Raw genomic sequence first — 15,112 nt, forward strand, 5'->3', positions numbered from 1 at the left:
CCGTCCGGGGATATGGGCAGTCCGTGGGCATGATTGACGGGGTGTCGGCCGACCGGTACCACTGAGGTCACGTCCGGCCCCGCACCTTCCCCCCACCTCTCGTGTCCCAGGAGGCCGCCTTGCGAGGTTCCGTCACCGTGTCCGGGCGCACCCGCCGAGGTGCGGCAGCCGTGGCGTCGGCGGCGCTGCTGCTGCCCCTGCTCGGCGCGGCCCCGTCCGACGCCGGGCCACCGGACGGCGGCGCGCTGCAGCGCGCGTTCGCCGCCGCGGCGGCCGAGTACCACGTGCCCGGCAGCGTTCTGCTGGGCGTCTCCTACCTGCAGTCCCGCTGGGACGCGCACGGCGGCGCGCCGAGCGTGGTCGGCGGCTACGGGCCGATGCACCTGACCGACGCCCGCACCGCGCTGGCCGGCGCCGAGCACCACGGCGGGGCCAGCGAGGACCCCCGGGGCGACTCCGCCCGCGCCGCGCTGCACCCGCGGGCGGACCTTCCGGCGGACACCGAGCTGCCCGCCCGGCTGAGGACACTGCCGAGGGCTGCGCAGCTGACCGGCGCCGACCCCGAGGAGCTGCGCGCCGACCCGGCGGCGAACATCGCGGGCGGCGCGGCCCTGCTGGCCGCCGCGCAGCGGGAGCTGGGCGAGCCGCCGAGCGCCGACCCGGCCGACTGGTACGGGGCGGTGGCCCGGTTCTCCGGCGCCGACGACCGGGCGACGGCGGCGGCGTACGCGCGCGACGTCTTCGACGTGATCCGGACCGGGCGGCGGCGCACCACGGACGCCGGGCAGCCGGTCGCGCTGGCGGCTCGGCCGGACGTGGTGCCCGACACCGCCCAGCTGGCGCGGACGGGTCTGCGGGCGGCGTCGGCGGCGGGCACCGAGTGCCCCGCGTCGGTGTCCTGCGAGTGGATCCCGGCGCCCTACGAGCGGTTCGGGGACGACGACTACGGCAACCACGACCTGGGCGACCGGCCGGCCTCGCAAGGCATCGACTACATCGTCATCCATGACACCGAGGGCGGCTGGGAGGGGGTCCTGAAGATGGTGCAGGACCCCACCTACGTGTCCTGGCAGTACTCGCTGCGCTCCACGGACGGCCACATCGCCCAGCACGTGAAGGCCAAGGACGTGGCGTGGCACGCGGGCAACTGGTACGTCAACGCCAAGTCGATCGGCCTGGAGCACGAGGGTTTCCTCGCCCAGCCGGACGCCTGGTACACCGAGGCGATGTACCGCGCCTCGGCCCGTCTGGTGCGCCACCTCGCCGCCACCTACGGCATCCCGCTGGACCGGCAGCACATCCTGGGGCACGACACCGTGCCGGGACCGACCGCGGCGACGGTCGCCGGGATGCACACCGACCCGGGCCCGTACTGGGACTGGCGGCACTACTTCGAGCTGCTGGGCAACCCGGTGCGGGCCTCTGCCCGCGCGGGCGGCGGGCTGGTGACGATCCGCCCGGACTACGCGGCCAACCGGCCCGTGTACACGGGCTGCGTCAGCGCGGGCGAGCCGTGTCCGGCGCACGGCTCCAGCGAGGTGCGGCTGTACGCGGACCACGACGAGGGCGCGCCCCTGATCGAGGACATCGGCCGCGGCACCGCCCCGACCACCGGCGTCAACGACATCTCCTCGCGGGTCTCGACGGGCCAGCAGTACGCGGTCGCGGACCGGTGGGGCGACTGGACGGCGATCTGGTACCTGGGGCAGAAGGCGTGGTTCCGCAATCCGGCGGAGCAGCCGACGGCGGTACCGGCCTCCGGGCTGGTGGTCACGCCGAAGGAGGGCCGGGACGGCGTTCCCGTCTACGGCCGTGCCTACCCGGAGGCCGCCGCGTACCCGCCGGGGGTGCCGGTCCAGACGGTGTCACCGCTGCCGTACACCCTGCCGGCGGGGCAGCGGTACGTGGTCGGCGACAGGGTGCCCGGCGAGTACTACTACTCGGTGACCTTCACGCAGGACTCGCACCGGGTCGTCGTCGGTGACGACCTGTACTACGAGATCCAGTACGGCCATCGGGTGGCGTTCGTGCGGGCCGCGGACGTGACGCTGCTGCCGTCGGCGTAGCCGGGGATCAGCCCTGCTGGAACAGTTCCGCCGGGAGCGGTTTCAGCAGGGCGTACAGGTCGTCGGTGATCGGGCGGTCCCAGGCCGCGATGGTGACCAGGACGTTGTCGCTGCGGTCGAACTGCACGCAGGAGATCCGGCTCTCCGAGAGCTTCAGGCGGCGCACGATCAGGAGGTTGTCGCCCTGCATCACCGGCACGTCCTCGGTACCGACGACGGTCACCTCCTCCTCGTTCTCCAGGGCCAGCAGCAGCTGGGCGACCTCGAAGGGGACCTCTCCGTCGGCGACCTCGCGGGCCGGGGAGCGCTCGGGCAGATTGCCGATGATCATCGCGGGACCGCGGCCGCCGAAGAGGTCGTAGCGCAGGAAGACGCCCTGGCAGCTGCCGTCGGGCGCGGGCAGCAGTCCGGCGCCCAGGTTGCCGGGCCAGTCACCCGGGTCCATGGCCAGGACGTCGAAGTCGGGCCCGGCGGGCGTGGCGCTGCGGCGGCGGAGGAACGACATGCCGCCATGGTACGTGGCCGAAGCCCCCGAACGCCGTGCGGGCCGGTCCCGAGCCGGGGTCCGGGGGCAGCGGCCGGCGTCAGGCGGGGCCGGTCCGGCGGCGCTCGTGGTGGCGGGCGGCGCAGGCGCGGTTGCCGCAGGACGGGCGGCACCGTTCCTGGCGGGGGCGGTCCTTGAGGAAGTGGCGGACGCGGCGCGGCGCGTGGCAGGCGCGCAGGCGTCGGAGGCCGGGGCCGGCGCGGAAGGCGATCGGGGCCTCGGCGAGGGCGGCCGACAGTGCGGGCGGCCCGCCGGTCGAGCACCGGTTCGGTGTCGTCGTCCCAGGTCAGGACGGGCACGGTCGGGGTGCGCGCGGCGGCCGGGTTGAGCCGGGCGAACGCCTCGGGTACGGGCAGCGGCCGGGCGGCGTCGGCGGGGCTGGGGGCGGCGGGCCGCACGGCGTGGGTGAGCAGGGCGCGGACGGCCGCGCGCAGGTCCCGTACGGCCCTCAGCCCGTCGGCGTCCGCGGCGAAGCCGGTGGTGCCCGGCAGGGCGTCGTGGTGGGCGCGGACCCGGTCCGTGAGCCCGGCCGGGTCGGCGAGGTCGTCGGCGACGCCGCCGTGGCCGTCGTGCCGGACGGTCAGCGCGAGATCGAGTACGAGCCGGCTGTCCCGGTCGCGCGCACCGCTGTCACCGGGTGCGCTCTGCGGGTGCTGCATGGCCCCGACGACAACCGCGGGCCGGGCCGGACCACCGGTGCAGCCGCCCGGTGCGGCCGCGACTCGGGGCGGTGCGCCGCGACCGTGCGCACCCGTCCGGCCAGCGCGGCGCCCGGCTGGGGCGGGGCGCCGTGGAAGCTGTGGGCCGGGGACGGGCCGGGGACGGGCCGGAGAACCGGGTTCCTGGTCCGGCGGCACCACGCGACGGCCCCACCGGAACCCGGCACGGCCGGGCCGCACGATCCGGCGGCCTTCACCGCGGCCCCGTGCGCACGAGGACCGCCGCGGGTGGCTCGGCGCCGCACCGCCCCCTCACTCCTGGACCGGCGCGGGGGGAACCACCACGATCGGGCACGCCGCGTGCAGCAGGGCGGCGTGGGTCACCGAGCCGAGCAGGCGGGCCGGGGAGAGGAGCCGACGCCGGTGGCGGCCGACGACCAGCAGATCGGCGCCTCGGGAGGCCTCGACCAGTCGGCCGGCGGCGTCGCCGGGAACCGGGTGGGCGTCGGCTCGGACGCCGGGGCGGCGGGCGCGGTGGGGGGCGAGGAACCCTTCGGCCAGGGTGCGGACCTCGTGTTCGACGGCCGCCTGGTCGACGCCCTGCGGGGCGAGTTCGGCGGGCGCGGCCCAGGTCTGGACCGGCCAGGGGTAGGCGGCGATCACCTGGACACGCAAGCCGCGCAGGGCGGCCTCGGTGAAGGCGAGGTCGAGGGTGGCGTCGTCGGGGCTGTCGGTCTTCAGGCCGACGACGACGCGCGGGCCGCCCTCGGCGGGCGGGGATTCGTCGCGCGCGGCGTCGGGCCGGGGCACCACCACGACCGGGCACTCGGCGTCCCGGGCGGCGGTCAGGCTGTTGGAGCCGAGCAGCAGGCGGGCGAATCCGCCGCGCCCGCGCGAGCCGAGGACGAGCAGCTGGGCCTCGCCGCCGAGCCCGGGCAGCAGCACGCCGGGCGCGCCGTCGAGTCCGACGTACTCCGTCTCGGGCAGGTCGCCGAGCGCCTCCACGTGGGCGCGGGCGGCGTCCAGGACCGGATCCTGCTCCGGTGGCGGCGGCACGACGAGGGGCGCGCCGGGCGGTGTCCAGGCGATGTACTGGCGTACGTGCGCCACGCGCAAGGGTGCGCCGCGGCGGCGTGCGGCGTCGGCGGCCCAGTCGAGGGCGCGCAGGCTGTCCTCGGAACCGTCGACCGCCGCGACGACCGGCAGTCCGGTCATGGTCCTCACCTCCGGATTACGACCTCGCTCCTGCGAAAGGGGCCGGTGCGCCCCCGGTGCCACCTTCCCGCAGGTGTCCGGCCCGGCAGGGCGGTGCGCGGTCGCGTGTCCGGAAAAAGGGGTCCGGCACCCCCGTTCGGCCCGCCGCGGCGGGCTCAGGTGAGGTCGAACTCCCCTTCCCGTGCGCCCGAGACGAAGGCGCCCCACTCGGCGGGCGTGAAGATCAGGGAAGGGCTCTCGGGGCGGCGGCTGTTGCGCATCGCGATGAACCCCTCGACGAAGGCGATCTGGACATCTCCCAGGCCTCGGCTGCTGGACTGCCAGTCGGCGTTGCTGAGGTCCAGCTCCGGCTTGTCCCAGCCCGCGAGCCGCTGTTGCTGGATGGTGCTCTCGGCCACGTCCGTGCTCCTCCCGGTTCCGTCGTCCGCGGGCCAGCCTAGCGATCGGCCCGGGACGCCGACAGGTCACGTGAGAGACCTTTCGGCCGGGGCCCCCGGCACCGGCTCAGGAGTCCGGGGGCCGGTCGCCCACCAGCCACATGGCGAAGAACTGGGAGCCGCCCCCGTAGGCGTGCCCGAGGACCCGGTGGGCCCGCGCCAGCTGGTGTTCGCCGGCCTGGCCGCGCACCTGCAGGGCGGCCTCGGCGAAGCGGATCATGCCGGAGGCGCCGATGGGGTTGGTGGACAGCACCCCGCCGGACATGTTGACGGGCAGGTCGCCGTCGAGCGCGGTCGCCCCGGACTCGGTGAGCTTCCAGCCCTCGCCCTCGGCGGCGAAGCCCAGGTTCTCCAGCCACATCGGCTCGTACCAGGAGAACGGCACGTACATCTCGACGGCGTCGATGTCCCGGCGCGGGTCGCCGACGCCGGCCTGCCGGTAGACGTCGGCGGCGCAGTCCCGGCCGGCGCGGGGCGAGACGGCGTCCTTGCCGGCGAACAGGGTCGGCTCGCTGCGCATGGCGCCGCCGAGGAGCCAGGCCGGCCGGCGGGTGGCGCGGGCGGCTCCGGCGCGGTCGGTGAGGACCATGGCGCAGGCGCCGTCGGAGGACGGGCAGGTCTCGGAGTAGCGGATGGGGTCCCACAGCATGGGCGAGGCCATCACCTTCTCCAGGGTGAGGTCCCGCTCGTGCAGGTGCGCGTAGGGGTTCTTCAGGGCGTTGCGCCGGTCCTTGTGGGCGACCAGCGCGCCGATGGTGTCGGGGGCGCCGCTGCGCCGCATGTAGGCGCGCACGTGCGGGGCGAAGAAGCCGCCGGCGCCGGCCAGCAGCGGCTGCTGGAAGGGGATCGGCAGGGACAGCCCCCACATGGCGTTGGACTCGGACTGCTTCTCGAAGGCGAGGGTGAGGACGGTGCGGTGGACGCGGGCGGCGACGAGGCCGGCCGCCACCAGCGCGGTCGAGCCGCCCACCGAGCCGGCGGTGTGCACCCGCAACAGGGGTTTGCCGACCGCGCCGAGGGCGTCGGCGAGGTACAGCTCGGGCATCATGACGCCCTCGAAGAAGTCGGGTGCCTTGCCGATGACGACGGCGTCGATGTCCGCCCAGGTCGACTCGGCGTCGTCCAGGGCGCGTCGGGCGGCCTCGCGGACCAGTCCGGCGAGGGAGACGTCCCGGCGGGCGGCCACGTGCTTGGTCTGGCCGATGCCTACGACGGCCACGGGCTCCTTGCTCATCGGGGATCCCCTTCGAGGACGGCGACCAGGTTCTGCTGCAGACAGGGGCCGGAGGTGGCGTGGGCGAGGGCGCGGTCGGAGTCGCCGCGGTGGATGCGTGCGGCGGCCTCGCCGACGCGGACGAGCCCGGTGGCCATCATCGGGTTGGCGGCGAGGGCGCCGCCGGAGAGGTTGACGCGCACGCTGTCGTCGAGCCGCAGCGCCCGGCGCAGCACGACCTCCTGGGAGCTGAAGGGCGCGTGCAACTCCGCGGTGTCGACGGGCCGTCGGAAGGCGCCGGCGTTCTCGGCGGCGAGCCGTGCGGAGGGCGAGTCGGTGAGGTCGCGCACGCCGAGGGAGTGGGCCTCGACGCGGTGGTCGACGCCGCGGATCCAGGCGGGCCGCTCGCACAGTTCGCGGGCGCGCTCGCCGGCCGCGAGGACGACGGCGGCGGCCCCGTCGCCGACGGGCGGGCAGTCGCCGGTGCGCAGGGGGCGTACGACGTAGTCGCCGTGCGGTACCGAACCCCTGAGCTGGGCGTGCGGGTTGAGGGTGGCGGCGCGCCTGCTGCGGGTGCCGATCGCGGCGAGCGCGGGCTCGTCGGTGAGGCCGGCGTCGATCAGGGCCTGGGCCTGGAGCGCGGCGAGGGCGACGGAGTCGGGCCACAGCGGGGCGAGGTAGTACGGGTCGAGCTGGCGGGTGAGGACGTCGCGGGGGGAGCCGGGCGAGGACTTGCCGTAGGCGTAGACGAGCGCGGTGTCGGCGTCGCCGGTGAGCAGTTTGGTCCACGCCTCGTACAGGGCCCAGGCGCCGTCCGTCTCGACGTGGGACTCGGAGATGGGCGGCCAGGCGCCGACGCCGTCGAGGGCGAGGGTGAAGGAGAAGGCGCGGCCGGCGAGGTAGTCGCTGGAGCCGGAGCAGGTGAAGCCGATGTCGGCGGTCCTGAGGCCGGTGCGGGCGAGGACGTCGTGCAGGACCGGCATGAGCATCTCCACCTCGGAGAGCTCGTCGGTGGTGCGCCGGGTGTCGGACTGCGCGAAGGCGACGACCGCGATGTCCCGTGTCACAGGAGCTCCTTGTAGGTGTCGTAGGCGGCGTCGGGTTCGCCGGTCGGCCGGTAGTGGTCGGGGTACCGGCCGTCCTCGGTCCACACCGGTTCGACGCGCAGGCCCATGCGGACCTGGTCGTAGGGGATGCCGCCGATCCGGCCGTGCAGGGCGAGGTCGGCGCCGTCGAGGGCGATGTGCGCGTAGACGTAGGGCACTTCTATGTCGAGGTTCTTCGCCTTGATGTTGACGATGCAGAAGGTGGTGACGGTGCCGCGCGGGCCGACCTCGACCTGTTCCGAGGTGGCGACACCGCAGGTGGGGCAGGCGCCCCTCGGCGGTACGTACACCTTGCGGCAGGCGGGGCAGCGTTCGCCGACGGTCCGGTGTTCGGCGAGCGCGTGGATGTAGGCGGACTGGGCCCGGCCGGGCGAGTAGGTGTAGTCGAGGCGTGCCGGGGCGACGATGCCGGTGACGGGGTCGTGGAAGGCGCCGGTGTGTCCCGCGGTTCCGGCCGGTTCACCGTCGTGGGGCTCGAAGCAGGCGATGTCCGTGATGGCGCCGGTCCGCTGGTCGGCCCAGCGGATGCGGACCCTGGCGCCGGTGCGTACGTGTTCGGACCCGGGGACGTCGAGGGCGTGCAGCAGGGCGGTGTCGGAGCCGTCGAGCCGGACCAGCACCCAGGCGAAGGGGGTGGCGAGGGGCTGGCCACGGCGCGGGGCGTGGTTCCAGGCCCAGGTGGTGACGGTTCCGGTGGGCGCGACTTCGACCAGGTCGCCGATCTCGTCGGCGGTGACGGGGTCGTACTCGACGGGCGGTACGAGAACGCGTCCGTCGACGCCCCGCACACCGAGGACGACGCGTTCCCGAAGCCCGGTGAGGAAGGCGCTCTGGACGGGGCCGAGGGAGCGGGTGAACGGGAACTCGACGGTGAGCGGGGCCTTGAGGGCTTCGGTCATCGGGGGCGTGCCTCCTTGGGAGATCGGGGGGCGGAGGGGGCGAAGCCCTCTCAGGGGGCCGGGGGCTGCGCGGCCGGCCAAGGACAAGCCGCACCGAACCACCGCGCGAGCCGGCGCGGCGTCACGCGCGCCGGTAGACGGGGGCCCGCTTCTCGGCGAACGCCCGGGCCCCCTCCTTGGCGTCGGCCGTGTCGAAGACCGGCCATCCACGCTCCAGTTCGGCGGCGAGCCCGTCGCGCTCGGACAGGTCGGCGGTCTCGTACACGGACGCCTTCACGGCCTCGACGGCGAGCGGCGCGCAGGCGTTGATCCGGTCGGCGGTCTCCAGGGCCCGGTCGAGGGCGGTGCCGTCGGGTACGACGTGGCCGATCAGGCCGATGTCCGCGGCCTCGCGGGCGCTGTAGGGCCGTCCGGTGAGCAGCATCTCCAGGGCGTGGGTGCGCGGGATCTGGCGCTGGAGGCGGACGGTGGAGCCGCCGATGGGGAACAGTCCGCGGCGTACCTCGAACAGGCCGAAGACGGCGGACTCGCCGGCGACGCGGATGTCGGTGCCCTGGAGCATCTCGGTGCCACCGGCGACGCAGTGCCCCTCGACGGCGGCGATCACCGGTTTGCGGGGGCGGTGGTGGCGCAGCATGGCCTTCCAGTGCAGGTCGGGGTCGGCCTTGAGCCGGTCCCGGTACTCCTCGCCCGTCATGCCCCGGCCGGCCAGGGCCTTGAGGTCCATGCCGGCGCAGAAGTCCCGGCCCGCGCCGGTGAGGACGACGGAGCGGACGCCGTCGTCGGCGTCGGCCTGAAGCCAGCCGTCGTGGAGGCCGACGAGCATCGGCAGCGAGAGCGCGTTCCTGGCGTCGGGCCGGTTGAGGGTGAGGACGAGGGTGGCGCCCTCGCGTCGCACGGTGAGGTGTTCGGTTCCGCCCATCGCCGTCTCCCGTCTCCGCGCGGCCGGCAGGACGAGAACAGGTTGCAGGAGGCGCGGGGTCACTTCAAGGGTTTTCTGACAGTCAGTCAGAGATTTTCTGATGGCTAGTCAGATTGGTGGGGCCGGGACCCTTCCCAGTTGCGGCGCCCTTTGCTCTGATGACCGGCGAACCGTCGTGGGAGCCGGACCGTCACGGGGCCAGGAGGAGCGGTGGAGTACAACCTTGCCGATCTGTTCGAGTCGGTCGTCGACGTGGTCCCGGACCGCGAGGCGCTGGTGTACGTCGACCACCCCGGCACCGGCGCCGTCCGCCGGCTGACGTATGCCGAGCTGGACGCGGCCGCGAACCGGATCGGCCACCACCTCCTCGACCGCGGGATCCGCCCCGGCGAGCACCTGGGACTGCACCTGTACAACGGGGTGGAGTACCTGCAGACGGTACTGGGCTGCCTGAAGGCACGGGTCGTGCCGGTCAACGTCAACTACCGCTACGTGGAGGAGGAGCTGGCGTACCTCTACCGGGACGCCGATCTCGTGGCGCTGGTCTTCGACGGCGAGTTCTCGGACCGGGTGACGGCGGCGCGGGCGAGCGCTCCCGGCCTGCGGCACCTGATCCGGGTGGGTCCGGGCGGACCGGGCGTGCCCTTCGCGGACGCCGAGGCGGGCGGGTCGCCGGAGCGTGGCTTCCCGGCGCGGTCGGGAGACGACCTGTTCATCATCTACACCGGCGGGACGACCGGTCTGCCGAAGGGGGTGATGTGGCGTCAGGAGGACCTGTTCTTCGCGGGCCTCGGGGGCGGCGCGCCGACCGGGGAGCCGGTGTGCAGGCCGGAGGAGTTGGCCGAGCGGGTGGCGGCGGGCGGCGCGGGGATCACCTTCTTCCCCACTCCCCCGCTGATGCACGGCACCTCCACGCTCACCGCGTTCGTCGGCTTCCACTTCGGCCAGCGTGTCGTGCTGCACCGCAAGTTCGTGCCCGAGGAGGTGCTGCGGACGGTCGAGAAGGAGAAGGTGACCAGCGTCTCCCTGGTCGGCGACGCGATGCTGCGGCCGCTGATCGACGCCCTGGCGGGGCCGATGAAGGGCACGGACTGCTCGTCGGTGTTCAGCGTGTCCTCGTCCGGGGCGATCATGTCGGACACGGTCCGGCGCCAGTTCCAGGAGCTGCTGCCGAACGCGGCGCTGCTCAACAACTTCGGTTCCTCGGAGTCCGGCTTCAACGGCACGGCGGCCCAGGACGCCGGTCCGGAACGCGGTTTCCGCATCCGTGTCAACTCCCGGACCGCGGTCGTCGACCCGGTGACCCGCGAGCCGGTGCCCCCCGGCGAGGTGGGCCGGGTGGCGCAGCACGGGCACGTGCCGCTCGGCTACTACAACGACCCGGCGAAGACCGCCGAGACGTTCTTCGAGCGGGACGGCGAGCGCTGGGTGCTGCTGGGCGACATGGCGACGGTCGACGAGGACGGGGTGGTGACCGTACTCGGGCGTGGGTCCCAGTGCATCAACACCGGGGGCGAGAAGGTGTACCCGGAGGAGGTCGAGCAGGCGCTGAAAGCCCACCCGGACGTGTACGACGCGCTGGTGGCCGGGGTGCCGGACGCGCGCTGGGGCAGTCACGTGGCGGCGGTCGTCCAGCTCCGGCCGGGTGCGCCGCGCCCCTCCCTGTCGGACATCCAGCGGCACTGCCGGGCGCGGCTCGCCGGTTACAAGATCCCCCGCCAGCTGGTTCTCACGGACGCGGTCCGCCGCTCCCCCAGCGGCAAGGCGGACTACCGGTGGGCACGGGAGGTGGCGGCGGAGACGGCGCCGGAGGCGGACGCCTGAGGGGCCGCCCGCCACACCGTCGGGGACCGTTCGCCCCTACCGGAAGCCGTCGGGCCGCGTCCGCCCGCGCCGGCCCCTCGCGGCCCGCGTGGGCGGGCGCTCCGCCACGGTGTCCGCCCGCCCTCCAGCGGCACCCGGCCGTGTCCGCGCGCCTCATCCCGCCGAGGGTGCAGCGGCCCCGTCCAGGAACGCGGTGACGCGGCGGACGAACCGGTCGGCGTCGTCCATCCAGGGGTAGTGCCCGGCGCCGGACTGGACGGCGACCTCGGCGCGCGGGAAGGCCGCGGCGGTACGGCGGGCCAGCTCCGGGCGGGGGCCGCCGTCGAGTGAGCCGGCCAGCAGCAGCACCGGGGCGGTCAGCCGGGCCAGGCGGGCCCGGAGCTGGGCCGGGTCGACCGCGCTCTCGACGCCGGCGTAGTAGCGGTCGTGCGCCTCCTCTGCGGTCTGCGCGGCGTCCGCCGCGGCGAGCGCCTGCGCGGCGGCGTCCCAGCGGCCGTGGAAGAAGGGCGTGATGTCGTCCTCGTAGGCCCCCTCCCCCGCCAGACAGGCCACCAGCTTGGGGTACGCCCGGGCGAACCACGGTTCGTCCTGCCGCAGCCGGGCCGCGGCGAGCCGGTCGTCCGCCGTCGCCCGCAGGCCCAGCGGCCGCACGGCGGTGGTGACGAGCACCAGCCGGGACACCCGGTGGGGGTACCGGGCCGCGTACAGCACGGCGAGGCTGCCGCCGGCGGAGTGCCCCAGAAGGGCGGTCCGCTCCAGTCCGAGACGGGCCCGCAGGGCCTCCACGTCGTCGACCTGCCGGTCGCAGCGGTAGGTCTCCGGGTCCGCCGGGACCGCCGAGTCGCCGGTGCCCCGCAGGTCGAGGAGGAACAGCCGGCGGTGGGACGTGAGCCCGCCGAGGTCGCCCAGATAGGCGGAGGCCCGCATCGGTCCTCCGGGCAGGACCACGAGGGGCTCGCCCTCGCCTCTGACGTGGTAGGCGAGCCGGGTTCCGTCGGCCGCGGGAAAAGTCGGCATGTCCACGATCCTGGCGGCCCACCGCCGCTCACGGCAACGAGGTTTCCGGCGGTGACCCGTCCCGGGAAATCGCCGCCGGACCCTTGCCTGAGCCGCACCCGCCTGAATAACTGATCCCCAGCACCACGACCGAATGATCGGTCGACGGGAACCAACGGCCGGTCGGCGAGGGAGAGTGCCCATGGCGGAGGCGAGGGACCTGCTGGACGCGGGTGAGCGGCTGGACGCGCACGCGCTGCGGACGCTGCAGCTGGAGCGGCTGCGCTCCGCGCTGCGGCACGCGTACGCCGACGTGCCGTTCTACCGGCGCGCCTTCGACCGGGCCGGCGTCCACCCGGACGACTGCCGCTCCCTCGCCGACCTGGCCCGCTTCCCGTTCACCACCAAGGCGGACCTGCGCGACAACTACCCGTACGGCATGTTCGCCGTCCCCCGCGAGCGGATCCGCCGCATCCACGCCTCCAGCGGCACCACCGGCCTGCCGACGGTGGTCGGCTACACGGACGCCGATCTGTCGATGTGGTCGGACATGGTGGCCCGTTCGATCCGTGCGGCGGGCGGCCGGCCCGGCGACACGGTCCACGTGGCGTACGGCTACGGCCTGTTCACCGGCGGCCTCGGCGCCCACTACGGCGCCGAGCGGCTCGGCTGCACGGTCGTCCCCGCGTCCGGTGGCATGACGGCCCGCCAGGTGCGGCTGATCCTGGACCTGGAACCCCGGATCATCATGGTCACCCCGTCCTACATGCTCACCCTCCTCGACGAGTTCGAGCGGCAGGGCGTCGACCCGCGCTCCACCTCGCTGGAGGCCGGGATCTTCGGGGCGGAGCCCTGGACGGAGGAGATGCGCCGTGAGATCGAGGAGCGGTTCGCGATCGACGCGGTCGACATCTACGGGCTGTCGGAGGTGATCGGGCCGGGCGTGGCGCAGGAGTGCGTGGAGACCAAGGACGGGCTGCACGTGTGGGAGGACCACTTCTACCCCGAGATCGTCGATCCGGTCACCGGGGAGGTGCTGCCGGAGGGCGAGGAGGGGGAGCTGGTCTTCACCTCGCTCACCAAGGAGGCGATGCCGGTCGTCCGCTACCGCACCCGTGATCTGACCCGGCTGCTGCCGGGCACCGCCCGCGCCTTCCGGCGGATGCGGAAGGTGACCGGCCGCAGCGACGACATGGTGATCCTGCGGGGGGTGAACCTGTTCCCCACACAGATCGAGGAGATCGTTCTGCGCACGCCGGGAGTGGCCCCGCACTTCCAGTTGCGGCTCACCCGCGAGGGCCGCCTCGACGCCCTCACGGTGCGTGCGGAGGCCCGACCCGGCGCGACGCCGGAGGACAGGGAGCGGGCCGCCCGCGCCATCGCGGCGGCCGTGAAGGAGGGCGTCGGGGTGTCGGTCGGCGTGGAGATCGTGGACCCGGAGTCGCTGGAGCGGTCCCTCGGCAAGCTGCGCCGGATCGTGGACGAACGCCCCCGCTGACCCGCGCTCCGCGCCAGGGGGAGCGGTCAGCCGAACCGCTCCCGCAGCTCCCGCTTGAGGATCTTGCCGCTGGCGTTGCGCGGCAGGGCGTCCACGAAGAGGATCCGTTTCGGCGCCTTGAACGCGGTCAGCCGCTCCCTGACGTGGTCGGCCAGCTCGTCCTGGGTCACCTCACCGCGCGCCACGACGACCGCGGTGACCGCCTCGATCCACTTCTCGTCGGGCACGCCGATCACCGCGGCCTCGGCGACGGCCTCGTGCGTGTACAGCGCGTCCTCGACCTGCCGCGAGGCGACCAGCACCCCACCGGAGTTGATGACGTCCTTCACCCTGTCGACGATCGTGAAGTAGCCCTGGGCGTCGCGCACCGCGAGGTCGCCCGAGCGGAACCAGCCGTCGCGGAAGGCGTCGGCCGTCTCCTCGGGCCGGTCCCAGTAGCCCTCGCACAACTGCGGTGAGCGGTAGACGATCTCGCCGGGTGTGCCGTCCGGCACGTCCTTGCCGTCCTCGTCGACCACCCGGGCGTCCACGAAGAGGACGGTCCGGCCGCAGGAGTCGAGGCGGCCCTCGTGCTCGTCCGGGCCGAGCACCATCGCCAGCGGGCCGATCTCGCTCTGGCCGAAGCAGTTGTAGAAGGCGAGCCCCGGCAGCCGGGACCGCAGCCGCTCCAGCACGGGCACCGGCATGATCGACGCCCCGTAGTACGCCTTGCGCAGGCCGCCGAGATCGCGTTCGGCGAAGTCGGGGCGGCCGGCGAGGCCGATCCACACGGTGGGCGGGGCGAACAGGCTGTCCACGCGCCCCTGTTCGATCAGGTCGAAAAGCAGGTCGCCGTCCGGGGCGTCCAGGACGATGTTGGTGGCGCCGACCGCGAGGTACGGCAGCAGGAACACGTGCGTCTGCGCCGAGTGATAGAGGGGCAGCGCGTGCGCGGGCCGGTCGCCGGCGCTCAGGTCGAGGGCGGTGATGGCGCTCAGGTACTCGTGCACCAGCGCCCGGTGAGTCATCATCGCGCCCTTGGGCAGGGCGGTCGTGCCCGAGGTGTACAGGAGCTGTACGAGGTCCTCGCCCCGCGCCTCCGGACCGTCGTACGGCGCCGTCCCTGGCAGCCGGGCGAGCAGCGCGTCGTCGGTGTCGCGCAGGGGGAGCACGCGGGTGCCGGCGGGCAGCCGGCCGACGAGTGCCGGGTCCGCGAGGACCAGCGCGCTGCCCGACTGGCGGACGATGTACGCGAGGTCGTCGCCGGTGAGGTTCTGGTTGACCGGCACGTGCACCAGGCCCGCGCGTGCGCAGGCCAGGAAGGCGATGAGGTAGGCGTCGCTGTTGTGGCCGTAGGCGCCGACCCGGTCACCGGGGGCGAGGCCCTGCGCCAGGAGGACGGCCGCCGCCCGGGAGACGGCGTCGTCGAGTTCCTCGTAGGTCCAGGAGCGGTCGCGGTACTCGACCGCGACCCGCGCCGGGGAGCGCCGGGCGCTGCGCCGCAGCACCCCGTCGACCGTACTGCCGTGTCCGGGCCTCATGACCCACGATCCTCAGCCGGGCGCGGGTGCCGGTCAAGTCACCGGCGTCCGGCCGCCGTCGGGCCGCGGGACCGTCTCCCGCGGCACGGCCGTCGCACACGCCGCCGCCGGCCACGGCCGCCTCCTCGCGGTGATCCCGCCGAGCACCGCAGCGACCGCGACGGGCGGCCGCCCTTGCCGTGGGTCCGGCTGCTCGCGGGTGCGGGGACCGTC

At 74.4% G+C, this 15,112-nt stretch carries 12 protein-coding genes and 1 pseudogene; 3 read left to right on the top strand and 10 right to left on the bottom strand.

All coding sequences use genetic code 11. The features are described 5' to 3' along the window. Positions 1-119 precede the first annotated feature (119 nt). Positions 120-2,066, top strand: coding sequence for an N-acetylmuramoyl-L-alanine amidase (locus ACSLTV_RS08570; RefSeq protein ID WP_435611925.1), 1,947 nt, complete (start codon positions 120-122; stop codon positions 2,064-2,066). 7 nt (positions 2,067-2,073) lie between these two features. On the opposite strand, the gene ACSLTV_RS08575 is transcribed toward ACSLTV_RS08570, so the two are convergent. The 8 genes and pseudogenes from ACSLTV_RS08575 to ACSLTV_RS08610 form a co-directional block, all read right to left on the bottom strand. Continuing rightward, complete coding sequence (locus tag ACSLTV_RS08575) at positions 2,074-2,571, bottom strand: hypothetical protein (RefSeq protein WP_432138030.1); 498 nt, start codon at positions 2,569-2,571, stop codon at positions 2,074-2,076. Positions 2,572-2,650: 79 nt separating this feature from the next. Continuing rightward, positions 2,651-3,269: pseudogene (locus tag ACSLTV_RS08580) on the bottom strand (ABATE domain-containing protein). Positions 3,270-3,581: 312 nt separating this feature from the next. Further along, a complete protein-coding gene (locus tag ACSLTV_RS08585) occupies positions 3,582-4,484 on the bottom strand; it encodes a universal stress protein (protein ID WP_432157371.1) in 903 nt (300 codons plus the stop codon). A 155-nt stretch (positions 4,485-4,639) separates the two neighbouring features. Further along, positions 4,640-4,882, bottom strand: a complete 243-nt coding sequence (locus ACSLTV_RS08590; protein WP_432138028.1) for a DUF397 domain-containing protein — start codon at positions 4,880-4,882, stop codon at positions 4,640-4,642. Between the two features lie 106 nt (positions 4,883-4,988). Further along, positions 4,989-6,155: a thiolase domain-containing protein gene (locus tag ACSLTV_RS08595; protein WP_432138027.1), complete on the bottom strand. Its 1,167-nt coding sequence runs from the start codon at positions 6,153-6,155 to the stop codon at positions 4,989-4,991. After that, positions 6,152-7,201 carry a thiolase domain-containing protein gene (locus ACSLTV_RS08600; protein ID WP_432138026.1) on the bottom strand — a complete coding sequence of 350 codons (1,050 nt, stop codon included), beginning with the start codon at positions 7,199-7,201 and terminating at the stop codon, positions 6,152-6,154. Before ACSLTV_RS08600 ends, ACSLTV_RS08595 begins: the two co-directional genes overlap by 4 nt. Further along, positions 7,198-8,139, bottom strand: a complete 942-nt coding sequence (locus tag ACSLTV_RS08605) for a Zn-ribbon domain-containing OB-fold protein (RefSeq protein ID WP_435611926.1) — start codon at positions 8,137-8,139, stop codon at positions 7,198-7,200. Before ACSLTV_RS08605 ends, ACSLTV_RS08600 begins: the two co-directional genes overlap by 4 nt. Before the next feature lie 121 nt (positions 8,140-8,260). Then, positions 8,261-9,061: a crotonase/enoyl-CoA hydratase family protein gene (locus tag ACSLTV_RS08610; protein WP_432138024.1), complete on the bottom strand. Its 801-nt coding sequence runs from the start codon at positions 9,059-9,061 to the stop codon at positions 8,261-8,263. 210 nt (positions 9,062-9,271) lie between these two features. Between ACSLTV_RS08610 and ACSLTV_RS08615 the strand changes: the two genes are divergently transcribed. Then, complete coding sequence (locus ACSLTV_RS08615) at positions 9,272-10,885, top strand: acyl-CoA synthetase (protein ID WP_432138023.1); 1,614 nt, start codon at positions 9,272-9,274, stop codon at positions 10,883-10,885. A gap of 153 nt (positions 10,886-11,038) precedes the next feature. Here ACSLTV_RS08615 and ACSLTV_RS08620 read toward each other — a convergent pair whose 3' ends face one another. Continuing rightward, positions 11,039-11,902 (bottom strand): alpha/beta fold hydrolase, encoded by an 864-nt coding sequence (locus ACSLTV_RS08620; RefSeq protein ID WP_432157369.1) that lies wholly within the window; start codon positions 11,900-11,902, stop codon positions 11,039-11,041. A 181-nt stretch (positions 11,903-12,083) separates the two neighbouring features. Between ACSLTV_RS08620 and paaK the strand changes: the two genes are divergently transcribed. Continuing rightward, positions 12,084-13,379, top strand: a complete 1,296-nt coding sequence (paaK, locus tag ACSLTV_RS08625) for a phenylacetate--CoA ligase PaaK (RefSeq protein ID WP_432138021.1) — start codon at positions 12,084-12,086, stop codon at positions 13,377-13,379. Between the two features lie 26 nt (positions 13,380-13,405). Here paaK and ACSLTV_RS08630 read toward each other — a convergent pair whose 3' ends face one another. Beyond that, positions 13,406-14,899 carry a fatty acyl-CoA synthetase gene (locus tag ACSLTV_RS08630; RefSeq protein ID WP_432157368.1) on the bottom strand — a complete coding sequence of 498 codons (1,494 nt, stop codon included), beginning with the start codon at positions 14,897-14,899 and terminating at the stop codon, positions 13,406-13,408. Positions 14,900-15,112: the final 213 nt, after the last annotated feature.

Source organism: Streptomyces sp. bgisy159 (genome assembly GCF_965341775.1).
Taxonomy (GTDB): domain Bacteria; phylum Actinomycetota; class Actinomycetes; order Streptomycetales; family Streptomycetaceae; genus Streptomyces.

What these genes read in the sequence shown, in the direction of transcription:
- ACSLTV_RS08575 (WP_432138030.1), bottom strand. Translation starts at nt 2,571, where the DNA reads ATGTCGTTCCTCCGCCGCCGCAGCGCCACGCCCGCCGGGCCCGACTTC.
- ACSLTV_RS08585 (WP_432157371.1), bottom strand. Translation starts at nt 4,484, where the DNA reads ATGACCGGACTGCCGGTCGTCGCGGCGGTCGACGGTTCCGAGGACAGC.
- ACSLTV_RS08595 (WP_432138027.1), bottom strand. Translation starts at nt 6,155, where the DNA reads ATGAGCAAGGAGCCCGTGGCCGTCGTAGGCATCGGCCAGACCAAGCAC.
- ACSLTV_RS08605 (WP_435611926.1), bottom strand. Translation starts at nt 8,139, where the DNA reads ATGACCGAAGCCCTCAAGGCCCCGCTCACCGTCGAGTTCCCGTTCACC.
- ACSLTV_RS08610 (WP_432138024.1), bottom strand. Translation starts at nt 9,061, where the DNA reads ATGGGCGGAACCGAACACCTCACCGTGCGACGCGAGGGCGCCACCCTC.
- ACSLTV_RS08620 (WP_432157369.1), bottom strand. Translation starts at nt 11,902, where the DNA reads ATGCCGACTTTTCCCGCGGCCGACGGAACCCGGCTCGCCTACCACGTC.
- paaK (WP_432138021.1), top strand. Translation starts at nt 12,084, where the DNA reads ATGGCGGAGGCGAGGGACCTGCTGGACGCGGGTGAGCGGCTGGACGCG.
- ACSLTV_RS08630 (WP_432157368.1), bottom strand. Translation starts at nt 14,899, where the DNA reads ATGAGGCCCGGACACGGCAGTACGGTCGACGGGGTGCTGCGGCGCAGC.